Raw genomic sequence first — 25,857 nt, 5'->3', positions numbered from 1 at the left:
TCACGGCCGATGTAGGACATGCGCGGCCTTCACTGCCGCAGATGCACGGTTCTCGACACCGAGCTTCACATAGATTTGTTCCAGATGCTTGTTCACCGTGCGGGCCGAAAGGCCGAGGATCTCGCCGATGTCGCGGTTCGACTTACCCTTGGCAAGCCATAGCAGGACCTCGGATTCGCGCTGCGTCAACGCGAAGCTCTGACGCAATGTCTCGTCATCGGCGCTCTGATTGCTGGCCGTCAGGCGGAAGAGATATTCGTCGGCGCCGATAGCGCCGAGGAAGGTGAATTGCAATGCGGCCTGACGGCCATTGCTGATGGAAAGAAGATTGTCACGTGCCGAGCCGAGCCGTTCGCGCTCGAGCATGAAGGCGGCGATGTGTTTGGATGCCAGTTCGAGGCCGTCATCGCTGCCGGTGGCGGCGTTGATGAGGCGGGTTGCCTGCGGCGTCGACCAATGGATGGCGCCGTTGCCCTTCACGGCGAGGAGATGGCGCCCCGCCGCATCGAGCGCCACCCTGGCGCTCTGGGCGGAGCGGGCATTGCGCAGGTGAACGCGGATACGGGCGCGCAGCTCGTCGACATTGATCGGTTTTGTCAGATAATCGACGCCGCCCGATTCGAGCGCATGCACAACATGCTCGGTTTCGGTGAGCCCGGTCATGAAGACGACGGGAATCTGTGCAATGCCTGCATTGGATTTCAGCCGGCGGCAGGTCTCAAAACCGTCCATTGCCGGCATGACGGCATCGAGCAGGATAAGATCGGGCGTGATGCGCTCGACGATGTTAAGCGCCGCGGATCCCGAGGTGGCGATCAGCACGGAGAAGCCGGACTGCTCGAGCGCATCCGTCAGGAAGCCGAGCGCCTCCGGTGAATCATCCACCAGCAAGACTATGTCGCGGGGAAGGGCGGGCTCAGCCAATCTGTTCTACCTTTTCGATGTCGAAGCTGCGCAGCACGTTTAGAAAACCATCGAGATCGAAAGCCTGGACATGCGCGCGCAAGGCGTCGGTGAAGGGTTTGTTTTCCTCAAGCTTGGCGAGATCCGCAAGCTTCGCCTCGATGCCTCTGATATAACCGATTTCGCCGAGCCGTCTGAGCTCGCGGACATGCTCGATGCCAGGGCTTTTCAACGGCAGCGGCGGCTTTGGTGCGACCGGGGCGGAGGCGTCGGCATAGAGCCATTTCAGCCCGAGATGCAGCGCAAGCTTGTCGCGAAGCTGGCGGATATCGAGCGGCTTGGAGATGGCGTCGTTGTGGCTGTCGTCACTGTCGGTCGCGGCGGCTGCATCGCCGATATTGGCCGACAGCATGAGGATAGGCGCGGTCTGGCCGTTTTCCCTAAGCCGCGAAACGAGCTGCCAGCCGTTCATGCCGGGCATGGAGATATCGACCAGGAAAATATCCGGCTTGATGCCCTCGATCAGCGCCAGGCAGTCCGGGCCGCCGGCGGCGGTGAGCACGATGAAATCGAGCGGCGATAGGATCTCGCGCATCAGTTCGCGGTGATCCTCGTTGTCGTCGACGACGACGACGGTACGTCGCGGCCCTTCGTAACCTGTAATACGCTGTTCCTGCGCCGGCGGCTTCATCGGACGGATCACGGCCGACAGCATCAGACGCACCCGAAAGGTCGAGCCGACGTCCTTCTCGCTCGTAACGGAAATCTCGCCACCGAGCGTATTCGTCAGAAGCTGAGTGATTGTCAAACCAAGGCCAAGCCCCGGCATGGGTCTGACGCTGTCGGCTTCGCCGCGCTGGAAAGGCTCGTAGATACGGGTAATATCCTTTGTCGCGATGCCGCGACCGGTATCGGAAACCGTGAAGGTGGCGACCTGGTTGCGGTAGCTAACTTCGAAGCGGACGCTGCCTGCATCTGTGAATTTGATGGCATTTGAAAGCAGGTTGACGAGGATCTGGCGCAGCCGCTTTTCGTCGGTGCGGACATAGTCGGGCAGCGCGGCGGAGCGCTCATGGATGAAGCTCAGCCCCTTGGCCTGCGCCTGAGGCTGGAACATGTCGACGATCTGGTCGAGGAAATCCTGGATATTGATCTCGTTGGAATAGACCTGCAGGCGGCCCGCCTCGATCTTCGAAATATCGAGCAGGCCGTCGATCAGGCCGGAAAGATGCTCCGCACTGCGGCGGATGACTTTTAGGGAAGATTGCCTGGGGGCCGGAATGGTCTCGTCACGCTCCAGGATCTGCGCGTAACCGAGCACGGCGTTGAGCGGCGTGCGCAATTCGTGGCTTAAGCCGACCACATAGCGGCTCTTGGCGCGGTTTGCCGCCTCCGCCGCCTCCTTGGCGCCCTGCAGAGCGGCGTCCGTCTTCTTGTGGGCGGCGATTTCCTTCAAGAGCAGCGTATTCTGGCGCGAGGATTCCTCCTCGGCGACCACGCGGCTGTCATGGGCAAGCACATAGAACCAGCATGCGACGCCGGCGATGACGGCAAAGACAAAGAAGACGATGAGGATCGTGCGGTCGACCACAGCGGCGGTCTCGGGAGAGGCTGCGCCCACCTGATGCGCGATCATTGCAAGAATAGCGCCCATGGCGGTCAGTGCCACGGCGACGGCAATGCCGTAGCGGCCGAGGCGCGTGGCGAGCTTGGCGACGATACTTTCCGGCAGCAAGGTCTTCGCGACCGTGCCGACCTGCGTATTGAGCCGAGCCTTCGGCTTGCACATGTCATGGCAGCGGCTGTCGAGCGAACAGCAGAGCGAGCAGATCGGCGCGGCATAGGCCGGACACCAGGCCATGTCCTCCGGCTCGAAGGGATGCTCGCAGACGGAGCAGGTGATGGTACTTAGATTCTTCCAGCTCTGGCGCGGCTTGCGGGCGAGATAATATTTACCCCCGGTGATCCAGGCGATGGCAGGTGACGCGATGAACGCCACGCTCAGCGTGACATAGGGTGCAAGCGAGGCGGCGATTGAGCCGAAGGCACCGAAATGCGCGATGAGAGCGATGGTTGCCGAAAGCGCCATGGCGCCAAGGCCGACCGGATTGATGTCATAGAGATGCGCGCGCTTGAACTCGATGCCAGGAGGCGCAAGCCCCAGCGGCTTGTTGATGAAAAGATCGGCGGAGACGGTGCAAAGCCAGGCCATGGCGATGATCGAGAAGATGCCAAGCGTCTCCTCCAGCAGCCGGTAGATGCCAAGCTCCATCAACAAGAGGGCGATGGCGACGTTGAAGACCAGCCAGATCACGCGGCCGGGATGGCTGTGTGTCAGCCGCGAAAAGAAGTTCGACCAAGCCAGAGAGCCGGCATAGGCATTCATGACGTTGATCTTCAGCTGCGAAATCATGACGAACGCCGCCATCAGGAGCAGCGCGGCATTGTGCCATGGGATCATGTAGCCGAAGGCGGTCAGATACATCTGCGCGGGATCGGCGGCACGATCGGCCGGCACGCCCGACGTCAGCGTCAGGACGACAAGAAAGGAGCCGGCGAGCAGCTTCGGCGCCCCGATAATCACCCATCCGGGTCCGGCCAGGAAGATGGCGAGGCGATGACGCCATTTGCGATGGCCGTCCGGCGGCAGGAAGCGCAGGAAATCGGCCTGTTCGCCGATCTGCGACATCAGCGCCAGGATGACGGCGGAAGCGGCGCCAAACTCGATCAGGTCGAAAGGAGCGGCGGTGCCCGGCGGGCTCGCGGGATGATGGATGCCGGCAAAGGCCCGCCAGAGATCGAATTTTTCCCAGTCGGCAAAGGCGATGAAGACGAAGGGCAGGATGTTGAGAACGATCCAGAAGGGCTGCGTCAGCAACTGGAACCGGCTGATGAGACGCACGCCGTGGGTGACAAGAGGGATCACCATGACGGCGCTGATGATATAGCCGATCCACACGGGTATGCCGAGCGTCAACTCCAGTGCTCCCGACATGATCGAGGCTTCGATCGCGAACAGCATGAAGGTGAAGCTGGCATAGATGAGCGAGGTGATGGTCGAACCGATGTAGCCGAAGCTTGCGCCGCGCGTCAGAAGATCGATGTCGACACCGTGACGGATGGCATAGCGGCTGATGGGCAGGCCGACGGCGAGCATGGCGAGGCTAGCGACAATGATGGCGTAGAAGGCGTTGGTGGTGCCGTAGGAGAGCGTGATCGTACCGCCGATCGCCTCCAGCGCCAGGAAGGAAATGGCGCCGATCGCGGTTTGCGAGATGCGTTGCGAGGAAAATTGCCGGGCGCTCTTGGCGGTGAAACGCAGGGCGTAGTCTTCCAGCGTCTGGTTCGCGACCCAGCGGTTATATTCGCGTCTTACTGGAATGATGCGTTGCCGCGCAGCCATGCTTACCCTTCAGCAGTCCCGCCATCGTCACTCCGGCAGTTCAGAGATGTCGTAACATGGATCGAGGTGGTGCTTAAGGGCATGAGTGTGCCTAAAGCTGCACATTTCGCCCCGGCGCCTACGTCATTTTACGTATGTGGTTTCCCGAAGGAGCGCCGGATAGTCGCTGAAGGCAACGGTTAATCCTTGTTTACCGGCCGTTGCGGCAGACAAAAGAGGGGAACCATAGATGAAATTCAAGACTCTCGTCTCCGGCGCGCTGCTCGGCGCCATCATGTCCACGACAGCATTCCACGGCGCTTTCGCGGCCGACGACACCATCAAGGTCGGCGTCCTGCATTCGCTGTCCGGTACCATGGCGATCTCGGAAACGACGCTCAAGGATGCCATGCTGATGCTCATCGACGAGCAGAACAAGAAGGGCGGCGTTCTCGGCAAGAAGCTCGAGCCCGTCGTCGTCGACCCGGCGTCCGACTGGCCGCTCTTTGCCGAAAAGGCCCGCGAACTCATTCAGAAAGACAAGGTCTCCGCCGTATTCGGCTGCTGGACCTCCGTGTCGCGCAAGTCGGTACTGCCGGTCTTCAAGGAACTGAATTCGATCCTGTTCTATCCGGTGCAGTTCGAGGGCGAAGAGTCCGAACGCAACGTTTTCTATACAGGTGCGGCTCCGAACCAGCAGGCGATCCCGGCCGTCGACTATCTCATGAAGAACGAAGGCGTGCAGCGCTGGGTGCTTGAAGGCACCGACTATGTCTATCCGCGCACGACCAACAAGATCCTCGAGGCCTATCTGAAGTCCAAGGGTGTCAAGGACGAGGACATCATCATCAACTACACGCCGTTCGGCTTCTCCGACTGGCAGACGGAAGTCTCCAAGATCAAGGCCTTCGGCGCGGCCGGCAAGAAGACGGCCGTCGTTTCCACCATCAACGGCGACGCCAATGTTCCCTTCTACAAGGAACTCGGCAACCAGGGTGTCAAGGCGGAAGATATTCCGGTCGTCGCCTTCTCGGTCGGCGAAGAAGAGCTTGCCGGCGTCGACACCAAGCCGCTCGTCGGACATCTGGCTGCCTGGAACTACTTCCAGTCGGTCGATACTCCAGCCAATGCCGCCTTCATCAAGGAGTGGCATGCCTACACCAAGAACGACAAACGCGTGACCAACGACCCGATGGAAGCCGCCTATATTGGCTTCAACATGTGGGTGAAGGCCGTCGAAAAGGCCGGCACGACCGATCCAGACAAGGTGATCGATGCGCTCGTTGGCGTCTCGGTGCCGAATTTGACGGGTGGCTATGCCACCATGATGCCGAACCATTACATCACCAAGCCGGTCCTGATCGGCGAAGTGCAGGAAAACGGTCAGTTCGACGTCGTTTCGCAGACCCCCGCGGTTGTCGGCAAGGAATGGTCCGACTACCTGCCTGATAGCAAGGATCTGATCTCGGATTGGCGCATGCCGCTGAACTGCGGCAACTTCAACGTCACCACCGGCAAGTGCGGCGGCAAGGGCTCCTGATAGCAGCCGACGCAAGATCGCCGCGGGCAGGATTTTCTGGCCGCGGCAGCTTGAGGGGACTAGCGCAATGTTCGACAAATTCGTTTACCGCATCGCCCTGGCGCTGGTCGCCGGCTTCTGTGTGGTGCTGGCGCTGACGGCCACGGGTCTGCGCGCCCAGGAAGACGCCCACGGCCTCATCAATTCGCTCGGCCAGGCCAATTTCCAGAAGGCCGGGGATATCGTCCAGAGCTTGGCGAAGTCAGGTGACCCCAAGGTCGTGCCGGCATTGCAGGCCTTTTCCGACGGTGATCTCTATATCAGGAAATCCGACAATCAGGTTTTTATCGCCAAATCCTCCGGCGACATGATGGATCTGATGGATCCTTTGACCGGGCAAGTGGTCGGCCAGGAAGCCAAGGACAATCTCGGAAAGATCAAGATCAACAACAATCTGCGCCGTGCGGTTCGCGCGGCTCTCGGCGGTCTGACGCTGATGAGCCCGGATCGCGCCACGAGGCTCGAAGCGGCGCAATCCATTTTGAAGGCGCCGAGTGCGGATTCGCTCGACGCCGTCGAGACGGCGCTGCAGAGCGAGAAGGACGCGGACATCCGCGGTGTGCTCGAACGCGCAAAGGCGGTTGCGGTGCTTGGTTCGGACCGCCCGATCGCAGAGAAAAAGGCGGCGATCGAGACGATCAAGAACGAAGGCGGCCGCGATGCCATCGGCATTCTCTCGTCGGTTTCCGTTGATGATAGCCTGAAGCCCGATGTTGCCGCCGCCATTGCCGGCATCCAGGATCAATTGAAGTTCTGGGATGCGGTGCAGAATATCTGGTACGGCCTTTCCCTCGGCTCGGTGCTACTGCTGGCCGCCATCGGCCTTGCGATTACGTTCGGTGTCATGGGCATCATCAACATGGCCCATGGCGAGATGGTGATGCTCGGCGCCTACTCGACCTTCGTGGTTCAAAGCATCATCCGCACCTCCTATCCCGAACTCTTCGACTGGTCGCTGGCGATCGCCCTGCCGGTCGCCTTCATCGTCACCGGCGCCGTCGGCCTCATCATCGAGCGTGGCGTCATCCGCTTCCTTTACGGCCGGCCGCTGGAAACGCTGCTCGCCACCTGGGGCATTTCGCTGATCCTGCAGCAGGCGGTGCGCTCGATCTTCGGGCCGACCAATCAGGAAGTCGGCAACCCCTCTTGGATGTCCGGCTCCTTCGACCTTGGCTATCTCTCCATCACCTGGAACCGGCTCTGGATCATCGTCTTTGCGCTCGGCGTGTTCGTTGCGCTGCTGCTTCTCCTCAAGCGCTCGGCCTTCGGGTTGCAGATGCGGGCGGTTACGCAGAACCGGCGCATGGCGTCGTCCATGGGCATTCGCACATCGTGGGTCGACGCCTTCACCTTCGCGTTGGGATCCGGCATCGCCGGCATGGCGGGTGTCGCACTCTCGCAGATCGACAATGTCTCGCCAAACCTCGGCCAGAGCTACATCATCGACAGTTTCATGGTCGTGGTGTTCGGCGGTGTCGGCAATCTCTGGGGAACGCTCGTCGGCGCCTTCTCGCTCGGCATTCTCAACAAGTTCCTTGAGCCCTATGCGGGGGCGGTGCTCGGCAAGATCCTCGTCCTCGTCCTCATCATCCTCTTTATCCAGAAACGTCCGCGCGGGCTCTTCGCCCTCAAGGGAAGGGCGGTGGAAGCATGATCACGACCTTTCTTCTTCGCTCGCTCGACCGCCGTATCAGCATTGCCATCGCGATCCTGCTTGCCGTCGCGGTACTCGTGCCGCTGTCGAACCTGCTGTTGCCCGAAACGAGCGCGCTACATGTGCCGACCTATCTGATGTCGCTGTTCGGCAAGTATCTGACCTATGCGCTGCTCGCCCTGGCGCTCGATCTGGTCTGGGGTTATTGCGGCATTCTCTCGCTCGGCCACGGTGCCTTCTTCGCGCTCGGTGGCTATGCGATGGGCATGTATCTGATGCGGCAGATTGGTTCGCGCGGTACCTATGGCAATCCGATCCTGCCCGATTTCATGGTTTTCCTGAATTGGAAGGAACTGCCCTGGTTCTGGTATGGCTTCGACCAGTTCTGGTTCGCCATGCTTATCGTGCTTGCGGCACCCGGCCTGCTGGCCTTCGTCTTCGGCTGGTTTGCCTTTCGCTCGCGCGTCAACGGCGTCTATCTGTCGATCATCACGCAAGCCATGACCTATGCTCTGCTGCTTGCCTTCTTCCGCAACGACATGGGTTTCGGCGGCAATAACGGCCTGACCGATTTCAAGGACATTCTCGGCTTCAACATTCAGGCCGATGGGACGCGCGCGCTGCTGTTCGCCATCACGGCCGTGTTCCTGGCGCTGGCATTGATGCTGTCCTCGGCCATCGTCCGCTCGAAGTTCGGCAAGGTGCTTGTGGGCGTGCGCGACGCGGAAAGCCGCACGCGTTTCCTCGGCTATCGTGTCGAACATATCAAGCTCTTCGTCTTCGTCGTATCGGCCATGATGGCGGGCATTGCCGGCGCGCTTTACGTGCCGCAGATCGGCATCATCAATCCCGGCGAGTTCGCCCCCGCGAATTCGATCGAAGTCGTCATCTGGACGGCCGTCGGCGGGAGAGCGACCCTGATCGGGCCGATCATCGGCGCGGTGCTCGTCAACGGCGGCAAGACCATCTTCACCGGCTTGTTTCCCGATTTCTGGCTGTTTGCGCTTGGTGGCTTGTTCGTCGCGGTGACGTTGTTCCTGCCGAAGGGCATCGTCGGAACGATAGCGCACCATTTCGGCAAGACGCGCAAGCCGACAAGCCCGCCGCCCAAGGCTGCGAAGGATGAAGCCGACCCGTCCGTGCAGGCTGCGGAGTAGGACCATGATCCCCGATATCAAACCCAACAGCATGCTCTACCTCAACAACGTTTCGGTCTCCTTCGATGGCTTCAAGGCTTTGAACTCACTGTCGATCGTCATCGAGCCTGGCGAACTTCGCGCCATCATCGGCCCGAATGGTGCGGGCAAGACCACGATGATGGACATCATCACCGGCAAGACGCGGCCCGACGAGGGCGAGGTGTTCTTCAACGGCCAGGTCGACTTGACGAAGAAGGATGAGGCCGATATCGCCCAGCTCGGCATCGGGCGGAAGTTCCAGAAGCCGACCGTTTTCGAAAGCCATACCGTCTGGGACAATCTCGAACTGGCGCTCAACCGCAATCGCGGCGTCTTTGCGACGCTATTCTATAGGCTGACGCCCGCGGATCGCGATCGTATCGAGGAAATCCTGGAGACGGTGCGGCTGTCGCACCGGCGCGACGAGCTGGCGGCCAATCTCTCGCATGGCCAGAAGCAGTGGCTGGAAATCGGCATGCTGCTGGCGCAGGAGCCAAAGCTACTCTTGGTCGACGAACCGGTGGCGGGCATGACGGATGCCGAGACGGCGGAAACCGCTGTGCTCTTGAAGGAGATCGCCAAGACGCGTTCGGTCGTCGTGGTCGAACACGACATGGGCTTTATCCGGGATCTCGGCGTCAAGGTGACATGTCTGGCGGAAGGATCGGTTCTGGCGGAAGGCTCGATCGATTTCGTCAGCAGTGATCCGAAGGTGATCGAGAATTATCTGGGGCGATGAAATGCTGACAGTCGAAAACGCGAACCTGCATTATGGCGCCGCTCAAGCGCTGCGAGGCATCTCCATCAAGGCGGAGATGGGCAAGATCACCTGCGTTCTCGGGCGCAACGGCGTCGGCAAAAGCTCGCTATTGCGTGCGGTTACCGGACAGCATGCCTTGTCGGCCGGCACGGTTGCTTTCAACGGTGTCACGTTGAACGGCATGGCGCCATTCGCGCGCGCCAAGCAAGGCATCGGCTACGTGCCGCAAGGACGCGAGATCTTTCCGCTCTTGACCGTGAAGGAAAATCTCGAGACCGGATATGCGCCGCTTTCCCGCCGCGACCGCAGCATTCCCGATGATATCTACAACCTGTTTCCAGTGCTGAAGTCCATGCTCTCGCGCCGCGGCGGCGATCTTTCCGGCGGCCAGCAGCAGCAACTGGCGATCGGCCGGGCGATGGTGACGCGGCCGAAGATCCTGGTTTTGGACGAGCCGACCGAGGGCATTCAGCCGTCGATCATCAAGGATATCGGCAGGGCGATCCGCTACCTCAGGGATTCCACCGGCATGGCGATCCTGCTGGTCGAGCAATATCTCGATTTCTGCCGCGAGCTTGCCGACTACGTCTACATCATGGATCGCGGCGAGATCGTGCATGAGGGGCTGGCCGAGACGCTGGATACGCCAGAGGCCCGCCGCCATCTGACTGTCTGAGCAGGAGAGATTGCTCATAGCCAGGGTCCGGATTGCCGCCGCTTTCGCCGGAGCCTCAGGCGTCCGAGGGGCTCCCACCCTTTGGTCTTACAGACCATCTTACTGCGGACAATATGGGCTATTCGTACGATGATATCTGCTCTCGTGGAAGCAGCACTCACGCATTTGTGACAGTTTCCCGAATTCCTGGGATATCTTTGCGACAAATCGCGGCTAAAGTGCTGAACATTATTCTATCTCTTGAGGGCGCCACGACTTTTGAAAGAGAATCCCATGCAGCAACGTAAAAGCGTATCGGTCGAAGAGCTCCCGGAAAATACAGCACTTGCGATATATGAGCTAATCGGCGGAACGTTCCGCAACTATTCCGAGATCCTTTACATACGTGTACCGGATGTGACTGATGATGGCAGGTCCATGGGTGGCATCGAAATCACCATTCGTAAGACAGCCTCCGCCGCATCACTGCAATGAGCGCGGCTGAACGCTTGTAACAAGCCTTTCTTCTCAGGTGATATTTAGGCATGTGTCAGCGGTAATCCAGCGGTCATGCACAACCGATCTTCGATCTCATTGCAATATGCCTGATCGTTAAATAGCGGTCGTCAACCGGTGATCGCGCATGCAGAAATGCCGATACACATTGTGATAATGCCAACGGATAACATTAAGTAGAGGACCGTATCCAAGCCATATATCGCGACATGATTTGGCCGCGTCGACACCAATTGACACACTTTGACCATTTTCCGGCAAAGCTATGTGACAAATCGAGAGTAATCCTCCTGTAAGAGCATGTTAGATAGGGCTTAAGGTGGTGATCATCAGCTTCAAATCACGCAATTGGATGGACAGGAAGTCAGGTTCAATTAGAAGGTATGATATCTCCGTGCCATCGGTTTATCAATCCACTCCATGGAATACCCATACCAGCATGACGGTGGAGATCGTTGATGTGGACCCTAATATGCTTATCCATCCGTTTGATCTACGTACGGATTCTTGCACAGATCAATCGGATCTTCGTGAGAATATGTTCATTCAGTGAGAGCGGTGAATAACATGAACGATCCGATGTCTGCACCATCATCAACGGATTGAGCACGTGCGGTACCATGGCGATAGTCGCGCTGCAATTCGCAACTCAAGCGGAGCGCGGGCAGGAAGCTACCTGGTCGCGCCAGACAAGCTGCCTTATGCCCTCTGCAGGCAGACGTGACGATGATGCCCAGAGGCGAAGGATTGGTTGCGAGTTCGCGCGGAGCCGTGCCGCCGGAAACCAGCCTTTCCGTTCCCTCCTTTCCTTCAGATTTTGATCCGCACGCAACGAGGAATATATGAAACGACATCTAACGCGGACCGTGGCTTCGGGAATCGTGGTCATATTGTTGGCTGGCTGCAGCCAACAGCCGGCAGCACAGAATAGTGGAAGAACTGTGAAATCCGAGGTTAGCGCGATGACATTGCATCCGCAATCGGTCGCGATCACCGCCGATCTACCCGGTCGCATCAGCGCCAATCTCGTCGCCGAGGTTCGGCCGCAAGTCGGCGGCATCATCCGCAGCCGCAATTTCAAGGAAGGAAGCGAGGTCAAGGAAGGCGATGTGCTTTATGAGATCGATCCGTCTTCTTACCAGGCATCCTATGACAGTGCGGTCGCCGCCTTGCAGAAGGCGGAAGGTGCCGTGCCGAATGCCCAGGCCAAATTGGACCGCTATGCGGGCCTGAGTGCGCAGAGCGCCGTCAGCCAGCAGAATTTCGACGATGCGAAGTCAACCCTGGTACAGGCACAGGCCGATGTCGCCTCTGCCAAGGCGGCGCTCGAGACCGCACGGATCAATCTTGATTATACAAAGATCCGTGCGCCGATTTCCGGCCGCGTCGATGCCTCCACCGTGACGGTCGGCGCACTCGTGACTGCCGAACAAACGACCGCGCTGACCACCATTCGCCAGCTCGATCCGATCAATGTCGACGTCACGCAGTCGAGTACGAACCTCCTGCGATTCCGACGTGCCGTGGAGGAGGGGCGCCTGAAGACAAGCGGCGAGAATGTTTCGGTCCGTCTGACCTTGGAGGACGGCACGCAGTATAAGGAAAGCGGCACGCTGGAATTTGCGGAGGCGGCTGTAGCCGAGACCGTCGGAACACTCAATGTCCGCGCCAGCTTCCCCAACCCGGAGCGGGTTCTGCTGCCGGGCATGTATGTGCGCGCCACCATTCAGGAAGGCGTTGCCGAAAACAGCTTCCTCGTGCCGCAGCGTGCCGTGACCCGCAACACGAAGGGCGAACCGATCGCTTTCTTCGTCAGCGCGGACGGCAAAATCCAGCAGCGCGTGCTGACCGTTCAGCGCAGCATCGGCAACAGCTGGCTCGTCGGCAAAGGAGTAGAGGAGGGAGATCGAGTCGTTGTCGAAGGCATACAGCGCGTGCGTGACGGCCAGGAGGTGAACGTCGCGCTGGTGACAGTCGACGATGCCAGCGGAAATCTTGAACAGGCATCGGCGGCCGGCACAGCCCAAGCCGGTCAGCAGGCCAAGGCCGACGGCGCGGACAAGAGCACCGTCACCGGTTCGACGAATTGAGGGTAAAACATGTCTCGCTTCTTCATTGACCGGCCCGTCTTTGCCTGGGTGATCGCCATCGTCATCATGCTGGCGGGCGCACTTTCGATCCTCACACTGTCGGTCGCGCAATATCCGCAGATCGCGCCGACGACGGTGCGCATCACCGCCACCTATTCCGGCGCCGACGCCGCAACCGTCGAAAACTCGGTGACCAAGGTCATCGAGCAGGGCATGACCGGTATCGACAATCTCGATTACATGGCGTCGACCTCGACGGCGACGGGCCAAGCCTCGATCTCATTGACTTTCACCAACAAGGCCAATCCCGACGTCGCGCAGATGCAGGTGCAGAACAAGCTGCAGCTCGTCACCGCGCAATTGCCGCAAGTCGTCCAGAATACCGGCATCACCGTTTCGAAATCGACCAGCAGCTTCTTCCTCGTCGCGGCGTTTGTGTCGACGGATCGCAAACTTATGCCGACCGACCTAGCCGACTATGTCGACAGTACCCTGAACGATACTTTGAAGCGGGTTCCAGGCGTTGGCGACACCACGCTCTTCGGTGCGCGCTATGCTATGCGCATCTGGGTCGATCCGGACAAGCTCGTCAAATACCAGCTGATGACATCGGACGTCGTCTCCGCCATTCAAGCGCAAAACGTACAGGTCTCGTCCGGTCAACTGGGTGGTCTGCCGCAGCTTGGCGGCCAGCAGCTCAATGCGACGGTCACGGCTGGCAGCCGTTTCCAGACGCCGGAGGAATTCGAGAACATCATCCTCAAGAGCCTGCCTGATGGTTCCATGGTTCGCGTCAACGATGTCGCTACAGTGAAGCTGGGCGCCGATAGCTACGTCACGTCGGGTGTCTATAACGGCATGCCTGCCGCGGGCCTTGGCATCAGCCTGGCGACGGATGCAAATGCGATCGATACGGCGGCCAGGGTCCAGTCGACGATCGATGGTTTGCGCAGCACGTTGCCGCCGAACGTGGAGATCGTCTATCCCTACGATACGACGCCCTTCGTGAAGCTTTCTATCGAGGACGTGGTCAAGACGCTGTTCGAAGCCATCGTGCTCGTCTTCATCGTCATGTTCGTCTTCCTGCAGAACCTGCGCGCCACGCTGATCCCGACGCTCGCCGTCCCTGTCGTCCTGCTCGGCACCTTCGGCGTGCTGGCGATGTTCGGCTATTCCATCAACACATTGACCATGTTCGGCATGGTGCTGGCGATCGGCCTTCTGGTCGACGACGCCATCGTCGTCGTCGAAAATGTCGAGCGCGTGATGGAGGAAGAGGGATTGTCGCCACGCGAGGCGACGATCAAGTCGATGCAGGAAATCACCGGCGCGCTGATCGGCATCGCCACGGTCTTGTCGGCCGTGTTCATCCCGATGGCCTTCTTCTCCGGTTCGGTCGGCGTCATCTACCGGCAGTTCTCGGTGACGATCGTCTCGGCGATGGTGCTCTCCGTCATCGTCGCTCTTATCCTCACGCCAGCTCTTTGCGCCACCATTCTCAAGAAGCCGGCGCATGGGGCACGTGAGCGCGGCCTGTTCGGCTGGTTCAACCGCAATTTCGAGCGGGGAACGAGAGGTTATCAGCGCACCATTCATGGCATGATCCGCCGCGGTGCCGTGTTCCTCGTCATCTTCGTGCTGATCGGCGTCGGTGTCGGTTATTTGTTCAATCGTCTCCCTAGCTCCTTCCTTCCGGAAGAGGATCAGGGACGTCTTCTGACCAGCATTCAGCTGCCCCCCGGTGCGACCGCTGAACGCACCCGTAAAGTGCTCGATCAGGTCATGAATTATTATCTCAACAATGAGAAGGACTATGTCGACGGTGTCTTTGGCAGCGTTGGCTTCAATTTCAGCGGCCAGGGCCAGAACGTTGCCGTCGCCTTCGTGGATCTGAAGGACTTCGATCAGCGCAGGACGCCGCAAGCCTCCGCCCAGGCGATCGCCAGACGCGCGATGGCCGCCTTTGCCAAGATCAAGGACGGCAATGTCTTCGCGCTGGCACCGCCGGCAATCCCCGGTTTCGGCAATAACAGCGGCTTCGATTTCTACATCAAGGATATCAACGGCGCGGGTCACACCGCATTGATCGCCGCCCGCAACCAGTTCTTGGGTGCGGCGTCGGGGAGCGCGAAGCTGAGCGGCACGCGCCCGAACGGACTGGACGATACGCCGCAATATTCGATCCATATCGATCAGGAAAAGGCTCGCGCCTTGAACGTCGATCTGGCGGATATCAATGCGACGTTGTCGACGGCCTGGGGCGGCACCTACGTCAACGACTTCATCGACCGCGGCCGCGTCAAGAGAGTCTATGTGCAGGCCGACAGCAAGTTCCGCATGCAGCCGGAGGATTTCGATCGCTGGTATGTGCGCAATTCCGGCGGCGACATGGTGCCGTTCTCGGCCTTCGCCTCAGGTATCTGGACCTATGGTTCGCCACGCCTGGAGCGCTATAATGGTGCTTCTGCCGTCGAAATCCAGGGTGCCGCGGCGCCTGGCGTCTCCTCGGGCGACGCCATGAACGAGATCGACAGGATCATGGCGAGCCTGCCGCCGGGGTTCAGCCACGATTGGACCAGCCTGTCCGCTCAGGAAAAGCTTTCGGGTAACCAGGCAAGCCAGCTCTACGCGATTTCGATCCTGGTCGTCTTCCTGGCGCTCGCCGCCCTTTACGAGAGCTGGTCGATCCCGTTCGCCGTCATGCTGTCGGTCCCGATCGGCATCTTCGGCGCACTGCTGGCCGCAACCATCTTCGGGCAGTCGAACGACGTCTACTTCAAGGTGGGCCTGCTGACAACAATCGGTCTGGCGGCAAAGAACGCCATCCTGATCGTCGAATTCGCCATCGAGCAGCAGAGTAAGGGCAAGAACCTGATCGATGCGACGCTCGAGGCGGCAAGGCAACGTCTGCGACCGATCCTGATGACCTCATTCGCCTTCATCCTCGGCGTGCTGCCGCTGGCGATTGCCAACGGGGCCGGTTCCGGCAGCCAGAACTCGATCGGTATCGGCGTCATGGGCGGTATGATCTCGGCGACCGTGCTCGGCATCTTCTTCATCCCGCTGCTCTTCGTCTCCGTCCGCCGTGTCTTCAAGGGCAAGAGATCGACCGATGCGGAGGGGCAGGAGCCGAACGTTGCCACGGCGACGCCGGATACGCCATAGTCATCATGCATACAGGCCCAGCGTCAAAGCTGGGCCTGCCGTAAAAGATGGCCGTTGGCAATTGACCCGGAGCCACGATTAGTGGCTCGGACTACCTCCATCGGCGATACGCTGCCCATTTTCGTCGAAGAGATGGACGGCGTTATGAGCCGGAGCGATGCGCAAGGTATCGCCTGGCGCGGCCCTGATCCGCTCACGGAACACGCAGGTGACTGTCTGCGTGCCGAGGCGGGCAATCACCATCGTTTCGGATCCCGTCGGTTCGACGACGATTGTCTCCACCTCGATACCGTCTGCCACCAGCTTGATATCCTCGGGGCGAATGCCATAGGTTACGGCAGTCGGCGGATATTGTTCGCTCGGCAGGATAAGCCCGTCGGTGGTGCGGAAACCGGTGTTCGTCATGCTGCCCTTGATGAAATTCATCGCGGGAGAACCGATGAAGCCTGCGACGAAGAGATTGACCGGCCGGTCATAAAGCTCAAGCGGCGATCCGGATTGCTCGATCAGGCCGTCCTTCATGACGACGATCTTGTCGGCCATGGTCATCGCTTCGATCTGATCGTGGGTGACGTATATGGTGGTGGTCTGTAGTCGCTGGTGCATTTCCTTGATTTCGGATCGCATCTGAACGCGAAGCTTCGCATCGAGATTCGATAGAGGCTCGTCGAAGAGGAAGACGGCGGGGTCGCGCACGATCGCGCGGCCCATGGCAACGCGCTGCCTCTGGCCGCCGGAAAGTTGCTTCGGATACCGTTCGAGAAGATTTTCAAGCCCGAGGATTTTCGCGGCATTGCCGACGCGCTGATCGATTTCCGCCTTCGGCATTCGCTTCAGCCGCAAGGAGAAACCCATGTTCTTCGCGACCGTCATATGCGGATAAAGCGCGTAGTTCTGGAAGACCATCGCGATATCGCGATCCTTCGGCGCGAGGTCGTTGACGATGTGCTTGCCAATCTGGATATCGCCCGAGGTGATCCCCTCCAGGCCGGCGATCATTCTGAGCAGCGTGGATTTTCCGCAGCCCGAGGGGCCGACGAGCACGACGAACTCGCCGTCGCGGATATCGACCGATACGCCCTTGATCGCTTTGAACGCGCCATAATCCTTGCGCGCATTGTTCACTCTGACATGTGCCATTTTCCATCCTCCCGGATAGCATCAAAGCCCGTTCAAGACCTTTCGGAGATAGGCAAGGCCGAGGCGCTCGCCTTCCTTGCGTTGAGCAAGATCCTTGCCCGGCCAACCGAAAGCCGCATCCTCGTGCTCGATCGAAAGCGTGCCGTCAAAGCCATTGGCGCGCGCCTGACGCAGGAAGCGCGGCCAGTTGAGAAGTCCATGGCCCGGCAACTTGTATTGCCACCACCCCTTGCCATGATAGCCGACCGCCTGCTGAACGGCCGCATCGATCGCGGTATCCTTGGCATGAAGGATGGCGATGCGATCCTTGACCGCATCCATGGCGACATAGGGATCGACGCCGATGCGGATGAGATGGGAAGGGTCGAATTCAAGGCCGAAGCGTTTGTCGGGAATTCGTTTGAAGAGCTCTTGCCAGCCTTTCGGCGTGGTGCCGATGAAATTGTCCTTGGGGCCGGGCCAGTTCTCGATCGCAAAGATCAACCCGCTCGACGTCGTCCTGGCGATCAGCCGGTTGGCGAAGTCGGCGAAATCTTCATAGTTGGCATCCTCGTCGGCGCTGTCGTCGCGACCGGGAAAGATAATGAAGATCGGCACGTCCGCTTCGCCGATCGCGTCGGCGAATTCCTCGGTGATGGTTCGAAGTTCGCCGCGTTTGCCGCGATCGGCATCGAGCTGATTGCCGAAAAAGGCGATCGAGGAGACGAAGAGGTTGCGGTCGCGGGCAAGAGCGACCGCCGCTCGTACCTTGTCCGGCGTCTTGATATGGCCGCGGACATCGATCTCGATCGCATCGAAACCGGCGGAGGCGGCGAAATCCACCACCTCCTCGAAGGGCCTGTCGTTGAATGTCGACGTATAAAAACCGATCCTCATCAAAATCCTCCCTGCGGCCGCGGGGGCCAATTCAATTGTTCAGGCGGTCCATGAATTTGAGTGGTGAACGCGTGCGCTGGACCTCGTCGGCCGAGGCGAGCATGAGGGCTGCCGCCATCGGCATTGCCGCGGCGCCGATCGCGCAGGCGTCCTCTCCGAGCGAGGCACGGTGGATCGATGGCAGCGCCGTATCCTCCATATCGAGGTGCTCGTGGACATAGCGCAGCAGTTCATCGATCATGCGGATGGGCAAGCGGCCGCCCAGGATGATGGCATCGGGATCGACGATCATGCCGATGTGCTTGACCGCGACGGCCAGATGCGCGCTCATCCCCTTCAGCCATTGGGAGGCCAATTTTCTGCCACGGGCATCCAGCGTGAGGAGGTCCGAGGGCACGCTTGCCTTGATGCCGTGTTCGCCCAAGAATTTGTAGAGGAAGAAGAGCGAGAATATTTCGCCGAGAAGCTCGACTTTCTGGCCTCCCCTGTGGCGCGGATCGGCGATTGGCAGCCAGCCGATCTCGCCGCTCAGGCCCATGGCGCCGCGATGGCCGGCGCCGTCGAGCACGAGCCCGCCGCCGGGGCACGCATTGATCGCGATATAGAAGAAGCTACGGCTTTCCGCTCCAAGCCCGTAGTCCAGCTCCGCAAGCGCTCCCGCATTCGTTTCATTCTCGATGAAGACGGGATGCTGCGTCAGGTTCTCCAATGCGGCGCGCACGTCGAATTCCATCCACTCCCCATAATTATCGGGCTTGCCCAGGAAGTCGATCTCGCCGAGCCAGTCCGGCATCGCGAGTCCGATACCCGCCAGATGGGCATCGTCGATCAGGCGGCTGCGCTGGAAATGCGAGATCGCATCGGCGGTCAGCTGCATGAATTCGCCCGGCAGGATGTAGCGCTTTTCGTGGTGGACGCGGGCGCGCACGTTGCCGACGGCATCGACGGCAAGGATCGTCAAATGGTCGCGATCGATGTTGATGCCGATCGCGAAGAAGGCGTCGGGGTTGATCTCAAGCTCGATCGCCGGCTGTCCCCTCAGACCATGGCGCCGCCGGGCTTCTATGATCAGGCCTTCGTCGAGCAGGCGATCGACGATGCGGGCGATCGCCGGCTTGGTGAAGCCGGTCTGCCGGGCGATTTCGGCGCGCGAAATCGGCGCTTGCCGATGGATGCAACGCAGAACGACGCCTCGATTGTGCTCGCCCGCATCCTCGACATTGGCTCCCGTCAGGTCGGGAGACAGTTTGACACCGGTCGGTTGGTTCATCCTCGGGATTCCTTATCAGTCTGGCACGCGCAAACCGGCCTCACCCCTTCACCGAGCCGCTGGTCATGGAGCCAAGGATCAGCCGTTGCAGCGACAGGAATGCCACGATCGCCGGTACGACGGAGATGAGGCAGGCGGCCGCCAGCAGCTGGATGGACGAGTCGGTTTGCATGCCACGGAAATTAAAGATCCCGACGCCGATCGGCATCAAATTGTTTTGCGTGAGCAGCAGAAAAGGCACCAGAAATTGCGACCAGCCGGCAATGACTGTGATGATGAAGACGGAGGCGATGCCCGGTGCCGACAGCGGCAGCACGATCCGCCAGAACACGGAGAAACGGTTGCATCCGTCGATCATCGCGGCTTCGTCGAGGCTGCGCGGAATGCCGTCCACCGTGCTCTTCAGAAGCCATGTCGCGAGCGGCACGCCGAGCGCGATATAGACCATCGTCACGGCGAAATGCGTATCGAGCAGGCCAAGGCGGTTCATATAGCGATAGAGCGGCACCATGATGACCAGCGGCGAGATCATCTGAAAGAGCAGAAGCCCCATCATCGACAGGCCCTTGCCCCGGAACTGGAAGCGCGAGAAGGCGTAGGCCGCGGGCATGGCGACGATCAGAACGCCGAAGCCGCTCAGAGCCGCGAGCTTCAAGCCGTTCCAGAGATAGAGCGGGAAGTAGCTGTTATTAAGCACGGTGATGAAATTGTCGATCGTTGGGTTGTGCGGGATATAACGCGCCACGCCGCGATAGATTTCGCGTTTGTCGCGCAGCGCCATCGACAGCAGGTAGGTGAGGGGGCCGGCGAAGAAGACGAACATCGCCAGCATGAAGAGATAGCTCAGAAAATCGCCGAAGCGCGTGCCGGTGCGCCTGCTCATCGTTCATCCTCCTTCGGCAGGAACGATGCATAGATGACGGCTAGCCCGAGGCTGATGATGAGCATCAGCACGGAAAGCACGCTGCCCCCGGACAGGTCATAATTGCGGAAGACGATATTGAAGACATAGAGCGATATGACTTCGGTGGCGCGGCCAGGGCCGCCGCCCGTCAGCGTGATGATCGCGTCGAAAGTGTTCAGCGTCATGATGGTAATAAGGATCATGTTGACGAGGATGGCCGCGCGCAGCTGCGGGATGGTGATGAAGAAGAACTGCTGCGGGCCCGTCGCGCCATCCACTTCCGCCGCTTCGTAGAGCGACGGATCGATTGCCTTCAACGCGGCATACATGACGACCATCGAGAAGGCCGTTCCGCGCCAGATGTTCGAGATCAGGGCTGACCAGGGCGCGATGGCGGGATCGGAAAGCCAGGCGACCGTCGGCAGGTGCATGAGCCGTAAGATGCTGTTCAGCGCGCCGTAGGGTGCTTCCGAAAATAGCATCTGCCAGATGATGCCGCCGGCGATGCCGGGCACGACCCAGGCGATGAGCGCCGTGGTTCTCAGGATCGTCGTGCCGAACAGGCCGCGCTTCTCGCCGCGAACGACAACGACCGCGACGGCAAGGCCAAGGATCTGCTGGCCGATGACGCTGCCGCCGACGAAGACGAGGGTTGCCCAGAGGATATCGGGAAGCTGCGGCGAACTCAGCATGTTCGCAATAGAAGCGAGCGTATAATCCTGATTTTCGCCGATCAGCGTCGCATTGGTGAAGGACAGACGGAACACGTCGATGACCGGATAGAGATAGAAGATGCCGATGACGATGATTACGGGCATGATCCAAGGCAGCGGCGCTCCGGCGAAGCGGCGCATGAACGATCTGCTGTGCGGCCGGGTGGCAGCCTCGATGGCGATTGGGGTCATTGGGCTTCTCTGTCCGGGTTTGACACTGTCGGCAACGCCCGCGCGGGCGCTGCCGCGATCACAATCGTTAGAGACGCTTGTAAGCCTCCATCGTCGCCTTGAATGCCGCGTTAAGGGCTTCTTCCGGCTGCTTGGTTCCCGATAGGACGTCGCCCATCATGATCTGAATCTGGTTGGAGATCTCCGGATAGATCGGCGCACCCGGACGGGCCTGGCCGTTGGCGAGCGCGTCGGCAAAGGTCTTGTTGGCTTCGGTCGCGAAAACCTCATATTTGTCGAAGAGCGATTTGCGCGTCGGCAATTGCTGCTGAAGCGCGTTGCCCGGCCCCATATAGACGTCCCGCGCGAGGTTGGCGCACATCTCGACCTTGTCTTTATCCTTGCTGAAGGAGGCGATCGTCCAGCCGCCCGTGCCGGTCGAGCGCTTATCTGCCGTCGGGCCGGGGATCGGAGAGAAGGTCCAGTTGGCGAATTCGTCCGGATCCAGCGTTGCCTTCAACTGGGCGAGCTGCCAATTGCCGCCGATGAAAAGCGCGGTCGTTCCGGCAGCCGCCGCCGCGTTCAGATCATCATAGTTGCCGATCGTCGTCACCCGTTTGGGCGCGGCACCGGAATCGACGAGATCCTTGTAATAGGTCAGCGCCTTGAGGAACTTCTCCTTGTTTTCGCCCTCACCGAAAACCGGCTTGCCGGTATCGTCGACGAGCTTGCCGCCGAGCGCCCAGTAATTGGCGAGCCAGTCGAAGGTCGAACCCTCATAGCGGGCGGCGTTGAAGAGGATGCCCTCCATGCCTTCCTTGACGGAGGCGATACCGGCCTTCTTCAGGTCGTCCCAGGTCTGTGGTGCATCGGGGACAATGGACTTGTTGCGGTAGAGGACGCGAAGGTCGGTATCCCACCACCAGGCACGGATCGTCTGATCCTTGTCGGTGATGCCGTTGCGGATGAAGGGGAAGAGATCCGCGACTTCGTCCTTCGAGAAATAGGGGGTGAAGTCGGCAAGCACATGGTTGACCATGAATTGCGAGAGGACGAAGGAATCGACGGCGGCGCAATCCGGAGCATTGCCGGCTTTTGCCTGTTCGAGCATTTTTGCCTGCTCCGTGCCGATATCGGCCGACATGAACTGCATCTGTAGCTTCCAGTCGGGATGCTTCTTGATGAAGTCAATGAAGAGTTTCCGATAGCCCTCGGCGATCGCCGGATCGGCATTGTTCGGACTATCGTTCGTGAGCCGGACAGTGAGTGTTTTCGGCGCGTCGGCAAGGCCGATCCTGTCCTTTGTCGCCAGTTCTTGGGCAAATGCGGCAGGCACTGAAAACAACATCGTGCTCAGCGCTAGCGCGCTGACGAACGCTCTCTTCATGATGGGTCTCCTCCCCATTTTGAACGGATACAACATGGTGGCCAGTTGACCGCTCCTCATTTCCATGCTGCATTAATTAGATTAAGTTACTTTGCTTTGATGTCAAGTCGCAGCTCGGGAGGATAGAGATGCTGGTGACATTCGACAGCAGCTAGCGGCTTCAGGCCGCATTCCCCACCTCGAAACAGTCGAGCCATCGCGGGTATCCGCGGTGGGGGATGAGGTTTTTGCCTCGGTTATGAAAATAGCCAAACCTGACATCTATGGAGGATCAGATGCGTCTACTCATTCTCGGCACTGGCGGAATGGCCAACAAGCATGCGGCAAGTTTCAAGGAGATCGAAGGCGTCAGCGTCGTGGGCGGCGTTGACGTCGTTCCTGAGCGGCTGGCAGCCTTTTGCTCGGAACACGCCATCCCCAATCGTTTCGGCTCGCTTGAGGAAGCGCTCGCCTGGGGGGAGTTCGATGCCGTCGCCAACGTAACGCCTGACGCTGTTCACCACCCAACGACGCTGCAGGCGATTGCTGCCGGCAAGCATGTCTTCTGCGAAAAGCCTCTTGCGACAGACGCGACCAAGGCGATGGAAATGACCGAGGCTATCGAGAAAGCCGGCAAGGTGGGCATGGTGAATTTCACCTATCGCAATTCGCCTGCCTTGCAAAAGGGCCGGCAGATGGTGCTCGCCGGCGAGATCGGTGAGGTGAGGCATGTCGAAGCCTCTCATCTGCAGAGCTGGCTCGTTGGCCGGCATTGGGGAGATTGGAAATCGGAGAGCAAGTGGCTGTGGCGCCTCAGCAGGAAGCATGGTTCGAACGGCGCGCTCGGCGACATCGGCATCCATATCGTCGACTTCGCCTCCTATGGTTCCGGACTTGACGTCGCTCATGTTTTCGCGCGGCTGAAGACCTTCAGCAAGGCGCCGGGCGACAAGATCGGCGAATATGATCTCGATGCGAATGACAGCTTCACAATGAATGTCGACTTCACGAGCGGAGCGATCGGCACGATCCAGGCGACGCGCACCGCCGCGGGGCAGATGGACCAGCTGCGCCTGAGGGTCTACGGTGAGACCGGTTCGATCGAGATGATCTACGACACAGGAAAATCGACGCTCCGCGCCTGTCTCGGTGAAGACGTTCACACGGCAACATGGCGTGATATCCACTTTGATGACGTTGAGACGAACTACCAGCGCTTCGTTCAGGCCGTCAGGATGGGCAAGACCCAGGAACCCTCCTTCCGCCGGGCGGCAAATATACAGAAGGTCCTGGACAAGGCACTCGCCTCGGACATCAGCCATAAAGACGAGGCGCTTGCCTGAATCCAGAAGCGAGATTCAGCCGGAGACCGGCGGCAAAAGAGTGTTGAGGAAGGGCAGGAGTGCCGCCCCCAGCGCCACGCCGCCGCCGCTGAAACTTGCCGGCTTCATCGGCGAAATCCAGGGCGTCAGGAATGGCCGTTTCGACGTGTCGCGGCGCTCAACGGAAAGCTGATGGATCAGTGCCTCGATAACGTCGCGCGGCAGGTCGCCGCCGATCATGATCACGCTCGGCGCGATGAAGCCGGCAATCGCGATGATCGGGTCGAGCAGATGGCTTGCCGCCTCGCGTATCCACTGCGTTATCAGCGGGGAATATGGCTCCTTGCCCGCCAGAAGGTGCCGGAATTCGTCTTCGCTCAACAATCCGCGTAGCGCATCGAAGCCGACGACCGTATTCAGGCGGATATTGTCGGGGCCGGTGCGCATGTCGCCGATATTGCCCGCGCGCCCATGAACGCCCGAATAGGGAACGCCACGAACGAGGAACCCGGCCTGGACATCCTCATCGATGATGATCATCGCGAGCCCGCCTTTCGGCGCCGGTGTGCCGATCGTGCGCTCGGCGAGCAGGCTTGCCGCGCATTCGTTCTCGACATGGCTGCGCGGAAGTTTCGATGCGGCATCCAACTGCTCGCTTTCTTCCGGGCTCCAGTCATTCGAGGCGATACCTAGGCCGATGATCGGCAAGTCGGTATGATGGCCGATCATGTCCTCGATCGCCGAAAGGATCGATGCGACCCTCCTTGCCCGGGCGAGGGGAAAATAAACGCGGTCGTGAACTTGGCCGCTCAGATCGACGAGAACCGCTTCGCCTCGATTTTGACGGGCACGAACGCCGATCGAGAAGGCTCCTTCTGGCCGCAGGGCAAATTCGGTGGAGGTCGCCCCACCGCCGGCGCCATTTCGCCGATGCGATGTCACCAGCCCTTCGTCGCCAAGCCGGCGCAGAATGTTGGTGATTCCCGGCCCGGTCAGTCCGGAATGTTTTCCGAGCTCCATGCGGGTCAAAGGGCCGTGGCGCCGGATCGCCTCCAGGATGACGCGAATATTTCTGTCGGCGATTTCTCCCGACCGCAGACCGAGTGTCTTGCCCCGCGTAACGTCCGTCTCCTCCGGCTGGCGCCACCGTGGCCCGGATCGAAGATACCGCATTACCGATTTCCTTGCGTACCTTGCCGCTGGTATATCGCGGACAAATGACAATGCCCCTGACTATTTTCCAACCGGTCCGTACAAATTCTTGATTTTATTAGGGCCGCAACCGCCCTTGTTTCAAGTGACTTTCGGAATGCAAGCATCCCTAAAAAGAGTCATGAGGTTCGTGGTTCGACCCCGGCGGCCGCTATTTTTCGTGCGCGTAAAATCGCATCCACTGCGATTAGCGTCAACAAAACCGCAGCCAATAGGAGAAGGTGGCCACCGATGGCTCGGTAGGCGAACACTCCCAGGACGCCGCCGAGAAGAAACGAGACGATCGTGTAAAGATGCAATTGTAGTTTGCTCAGATTGCGCCGCGCCTCCGGAGCCTGCTCACGTCCTCGCAAGGCGTCCAGGGCAATGGCTAGCTCTATGCCCAGATCCGTGGCCATGCCGGAAACATGCGTGGTGCGAACCCTGGCGTCCGAGATGCGGGTGACGACCGCGTTCTGGAGCCCCATCAGGAATGCAAGCCCGAGAACGAGAACCGGCGTGCGCCAAGCAGCGAGAAGCCATAGATCCGCGCAGCCGAGCGCGGCAAGCAAGATGGCCTCGGTCAAAATACTATAAGCATAGATCGCATGTACGTTGCGCCGCTGTCCCGCGTTGACAATCAGCGTCGAAGTCGCGGCCCCGAGGATGAAGGCGATGACAATCCCGCCGTAAAGCAGGCTCGACAGCCACTGTCCCACGGCAAGATGATCGGACAGGGTCGATACATTTCCCGTCATGTTGGCTGAGAAGAAGCCGACAGCGTAGAAGGCGGACGCATTCAATGCGCCCGCAATTGCCGCAAGGGACGCAGCCAGATGGCGGTCAATTTTCTCGTTGCGATGGGTGCCTTGTCTTACAAGCATGGAAGCCACTGTTGGCGGTTGCGGATTGAAGGCATCGAAAGTCTTTGCTCCTTTCTGGATTTCAGGCCGACATCTTTCCAAACCGGACTGGGAACCATCATGCCTCCTTGCCTCCGGGTATTGCGGGATCGGGTATGA

18 protein-coding genes and 1 pseudogene are annotated in these 25,857 nt (G+C 59.8%); 9 read left to right on the top strand and 10 right to left on the bottom strand.

All coding sequences use genetic code 11. The features are described from left to right. Entirely contained in the window at nucleotides 1–924 is a 924-nt protein-coding gene (locus FBZ97_RS29820) for a response regulator (RefSeq protein ID WP_113331607.1), read from the bottom strand. Continuing rightward, nucleotides 917–4,306, bottom strand: a complete 3,390-nt coding sequence (locus FBZ97_RS29815; RefSeq protein ID WP_145323218.1) for an ATP-binding protein — start codon at nucleotides 4,304–4,306, stop codon at nucleotides 917–919. Before FBZ97_RS29815 ends, FBZ97_RS29820 begins: the two co-directional genes overlap by 8 nt. Before the next feature lie 229 nt (nucleotides 4,307–4,535). Here FBZ97_RS29815 and urtA point away from each other — a divergent pair, with 229 nt between their 5' ends. From urtA to FBZ97_RS29775, 8 genes and pseudogenes are all read left to right on the top strand, one after another. Next, entirely contained in the window at nucleotides 4,536–5,825 is a 1,290-nt protein-coding gene (urtA, locus tag FBZ97_RS29810) for an urea ABC transporter substrate-binding protein (protein WP_069613978.1), read from the top strand. Nucleotides 5,826–5,892: 67 nt separating this feature from the next. After that, complete coding sequence (urtB, locus tag FBZ97_RS29805) at nucleotides 5,893–7,518, top strand: urea ABC transporter permease subunit UrtB (protein ID WP_113355313.1); 1,626 nt, start codon at nucleotides 5,893–5,895, stop codon at nucleotides 7,516–7,518. Next, nucleotides 7,515–8,579 (top strand): annotated as a pseudogene (gene urtC / locus FBZ97_RS29800) (urea ABC transporter permease subunit UrtC); the annotation flags it as partial. The gene urtB and the pseudogene urtC, both read left to right, overlap by 4 nt. A 100-nt stretch (nucleotides 8,580–8,679) precedes the next feature. Further along, nucleotides 8,680–9,435: an urea ABC transporter ATP-binding protein UrtD gene (urtD, locus tag FBZ97_RS29795; RefSeq protein ID WP_069613981.1), complete on the top strand. Its 756-nt coding sequence runs from the start codon at nucleotides 8,680–8,682 to the stop codon at nucleotides 9,433–9,435. Nucleotide 9,436: 1 nt separating this feature from the next. Next, the gene (gene urtE / locus FBZ97_RS29790) at nucleotides 9,437–10,132 is read left to right on the top strand and encodes an urea ABC transporter ATP-binding subunit UrtE (protein ID WP_113419962.1); all 696 of its coding nucleotides are present in this window, start codon (nucleotides 9,437–9,439) and stop codon (nucleotides 10,130–10,132) included. A 273-nt stretch (nucleotides 10,133–10,405) separates the two neighbouring features. Beyond that, nucleotides 10,406–10,606, top strand: coding sequence for a hypothetical protein (locus tag FBZ97_RS29785; RefSeq protein ID WP_069613983.1), 201 nt, complete (start codon nucleotides 10,406–10,408; stop codon nucleotides 10,604–10,606). An 863-nt stretch (nucleotides 10,607–11,469) separates the two neighbouring features. Further along, nucleotides 11,470–12,717 (top strand): efflux RND transporter periplasmic adaptor subunit, encoded by a 1,248-nt coding sequence (locus FBZ97_RS29780; RefSeq protein ID WP_145323216.1) that lies wholly within the window; start codon nucleotides 11,470–11,472, stop codon nucleotides 12,715–12,717. 9 nt (nucleotides 12,718–12,726) lie between these two features. Beyond that, entirely contained in the window at nucleotides 12,727–15,882 is a 3,156-nt protein-coding gene (locus FBZ97_RS29775) for an efflux RND transporter permease subunit (RefSeq protein WP_145323214.1), read from the top strand. Between the two features lie 78 nt (nucleotides 15,883–15,960). Here the strand turns inward: FBZ97_RS29775 and ugpC are convergent, their stop codons facing one another. The 6 genes from ugpC to FBZ97_RS29745 form a co-directional block, all read right to left on the bottom strand. Continuing rightward, on the bottom strand, nucleotides 15,961–17,022 hold the full coding sequence (gene ugpC, locus FBZ97_RS29770) for a sn-glycerol-3-phosphate ABC transporter ATP-binding protein UgpC (protein ID WP_113421149.1): 1,062 nt from the start codon (nucleotides 17,020–17,022) through the stop codon (nucleotides 15,961–15,963). A gap of 21 nt (nucleotides 17,023–17,043) precedes the next feature. After that, nucleotides 17,044–17,898, bottom strand: coding sequence for a sugar phosphate isomerase/epimerase (locus FBZ97_RS29765; protein ID WP_113388554.1), 855 nt, complete (start codon nucleotides 17,896–17,898; stop codon nucleotides 17,044–17,046). Between the two features lie 31 nt (nucleotides 17,899–17,929). Then, the gene (locus FBZ97_RS29760) at nucleotides 17,930–19,168 is read right to left on the bottom strand and encodes an ROK family transcriptional regulator (RefSeq protein WP_113352975.1); all 1,239 of its coding nucleotides are present in this window, start codon (nucleotides 19,166–19,168) and stop codon (nucleotides 17,930–17,932) included. 40 nt (nucleotides 19,169–19,208) lie between these two features. After that, nucleotides 19,209–20,051 (bottom strand): carbohydrate ABC transporter permease, encoded by an 843-nt coding sequence (locus FBZ97_RS29755; RefSeq protein ID WP_092716672.1) that lies wholly within the window; start codon nucleotides 20,049–20,051, stop codon nucleotides 19,209–19,211. Next, nucleotides 20,048–20,977, bottom strand: a complete 930-nt coding sequence (locus FBZ97_RS29750; protein ID WP_113388555.1) for a sugar ABC transporter permease — start codon at nucleotides 20,975–20,977, stop codon at nucleotides 20,048–20,050. The genes FBZ97_RS29755 and FBZ97_RS29750 overlap by 4 nt, the downstream gene beginning before the upstream one ends. A 67-nt stretch (nucleotides 20,978–21,044) precedes the next feature. Then, a complete protein-coding gene (locus FBZ97_RS29745; protein ID WP_113388556.1) occupies nucleotides 21,045–22,343 on the bottom strand; it encodes an extracellular solute-binding protein in 1,299 nt (432 codons plus the stop codon). A 275-nt stretch (nucleotides 22,344–22,618) separates the two neighbouring features. Here FBZ97_RS29745 and FBZ97_RS29740 point away from each other — a divergent pair, with 275 nt between their 5' ends. Continuing rightward, a complete protein-coding gene (locus tag FBZ97_RS29740) occupies nucleotides 22,619–23,665 on the top strand; it encodes a Gfo/Idh/MocA family oxidoreductase (protein ID WP_113421158.1) in 1,047 nt (348 codons plus the stop codon). A gap of 15 nt (nucleotides 23,666–23,680) precedes the next feature. On the opposite strand, the gene FBZ97_RS29735 is transcribed toward FBZ97_RS29740, so the two are convergent. Both FBZ97_RS29735 and FBZ97_RS29730 read right to left on the bottom strand, forming a co-directional pair. Continuing rightward, complete coding sequence (locus FBZ97_RS29735) at nucleotides 23,681–24,817, bottom strand: ROK family transcriptional regulator (protein ID WP_113388557.1); 1,137 nt, start codon at nucleotides 24,815–24,817, stop codon at nucleotides 23,681–23,683. A gap of 158 nt (nucleotides 24,818–24,975) precedes the next feature. Continuing rightward, the gene (locus FBZ97_RS29730; RefSeq protein WP_113388676.1) at nucleotides 24,976–25,719 is read right to left on the bottom strand and encodes a YoaK family protein; all 744 of its coding nucleotides are present in this window, start codon (nucleotides 25,717–25,719) and stop codon (nucleotides 24,976–24,978) included. Between the last annotated feature and the right edge of the window lie 138 nt (nucleotides 25,720–25,857).

Origin of the sequence: Rhizobium sp. ERR 942 (genome assembly GCF_007828395.1) — a bacterium.
GTDB lineage: Bacteria > Pseudomonadota > Alphaproteobacteria > Rhizobiales > Rhizobiaceae > Rhizobium > Rhizobium dioscoreae.
The sequence above is the reverse complement of the archived record's forward strand: the minus strand, read 5'-3'. Positions and strand labels throughout refer to the sequence as shown.

Coding starts and splice junctions, on each gene's coding strand:
- FBZ97_RS29815 (WP_145323218.1), bottom strand. CDS start 4,306: ATGGCTGCGCGGCAACGCATCATTCCAGTAAGACGCGAATATAACCGC.
- urtA (WP_069613978.1), top strand. CDS start 4,536: ATGAAATTCAAGACTCTCGTCTCCGGCGCGCTGCTCGGCGCCATCATG.
- urtB (WP_113355313.1), top strand. CDS start 5,893: ATGTTCGACAAATTCGTTTACCGCATCGCCCTGGCGCTGGTCGCCGGC.
- urtD (WP_069613981.1), top strand. CDS start 8,680: ATGATCCCCGATATCAAACCCAACAGCATGCTCTACCTCAACAACGTT.
- urtE (WP_113419962.1), top strand. CDS start 9,437: ATGCTGACAGTCGAAAACGCGAACCTGCATTATGGCGCCGCTCAAGCG.
- FBZ97_RS29785 (WP_069613983.1), top strand. CDS start 10,406: ATGCAGCAACGTAAAAGCGTATCGGTCGAAGAGCTCCCGGAAAATACA.
- FBZ97_RS29780 (WP_145323216.1), top strand. CDS start 11,470: ATGAAACGACATCTAACGCGGACCGTGGCTTCGGGAATCGTGGTCATA.
- FBZ97_RS29775 (WP_145323214.1), top strand. CDS start 12,727: ATGTCTCGCTTCTTCATTGACCGGCCCGTCTTTGCCTGGGTGATCGCC.
- ugpC (WP_113421149.1), bottom strand. CDS start 17,022: ATGGCACATGTCAGAGTGAACAATGCGCGCAAGGATTATGGCGCGTTC.
- FBZ97_RS29765 (WP_113388554.1), bottom strand. CDS start 17,898: ATGAGGATCGGTTTTTATACGTCGACATTCAACGACAGGCCCTTCGAG.
- FBZ97_RS29760 (WP_113352975.1), bottom strand. CDS start 19,168: ATGAACCAACCGACCGGTGTCAAACTGTCTCCCGACCTGACGGGAGCC.
- FBZ97_RS29755 (WP_092716672.1), bottom strand. CDS start 20,051: ATGAGCAGGCGCACCGGCACGCGCTTCGGCGATTTTCTGAGCTATCTC.
- FBZ97_RS29750 (WP_113388555.1), bottom strand. CDS start 20,977: ATGACCCCAATCGCCATCGAGGCTGCCACCCGGCCGCACAGCAGATCG.
- FBZ97_RS29745 (WP_113388556.1), bottom strand. CDS start 22,343: ATGAAGAGAGCGTTCGTCAGCGCGCTAGCGCTGAGCACGATGTTGTTT.
- FBZ97_RS29740 (WP_113421158.1), top strand. CDS start 22,619: ATGCGTCTACTCATTCTCGGCACTGGCGGAATGGCCAACAAGCATGCG.
- FBZ97_RS29735 (WP_113388557.1), bottom strand. CDS start 24,817: ATGCGGTATCTTCGATCCGGGCCACGGTGGCGCCAGCCGGAGGAGACG.
- FBZ97_RS29730 (WP_113388676.1), bottom strand. CDS start 25,719: ATGCTTGTAAGACAAGGCACCCATCGCAACGAGAAAATTGACCGCCAT.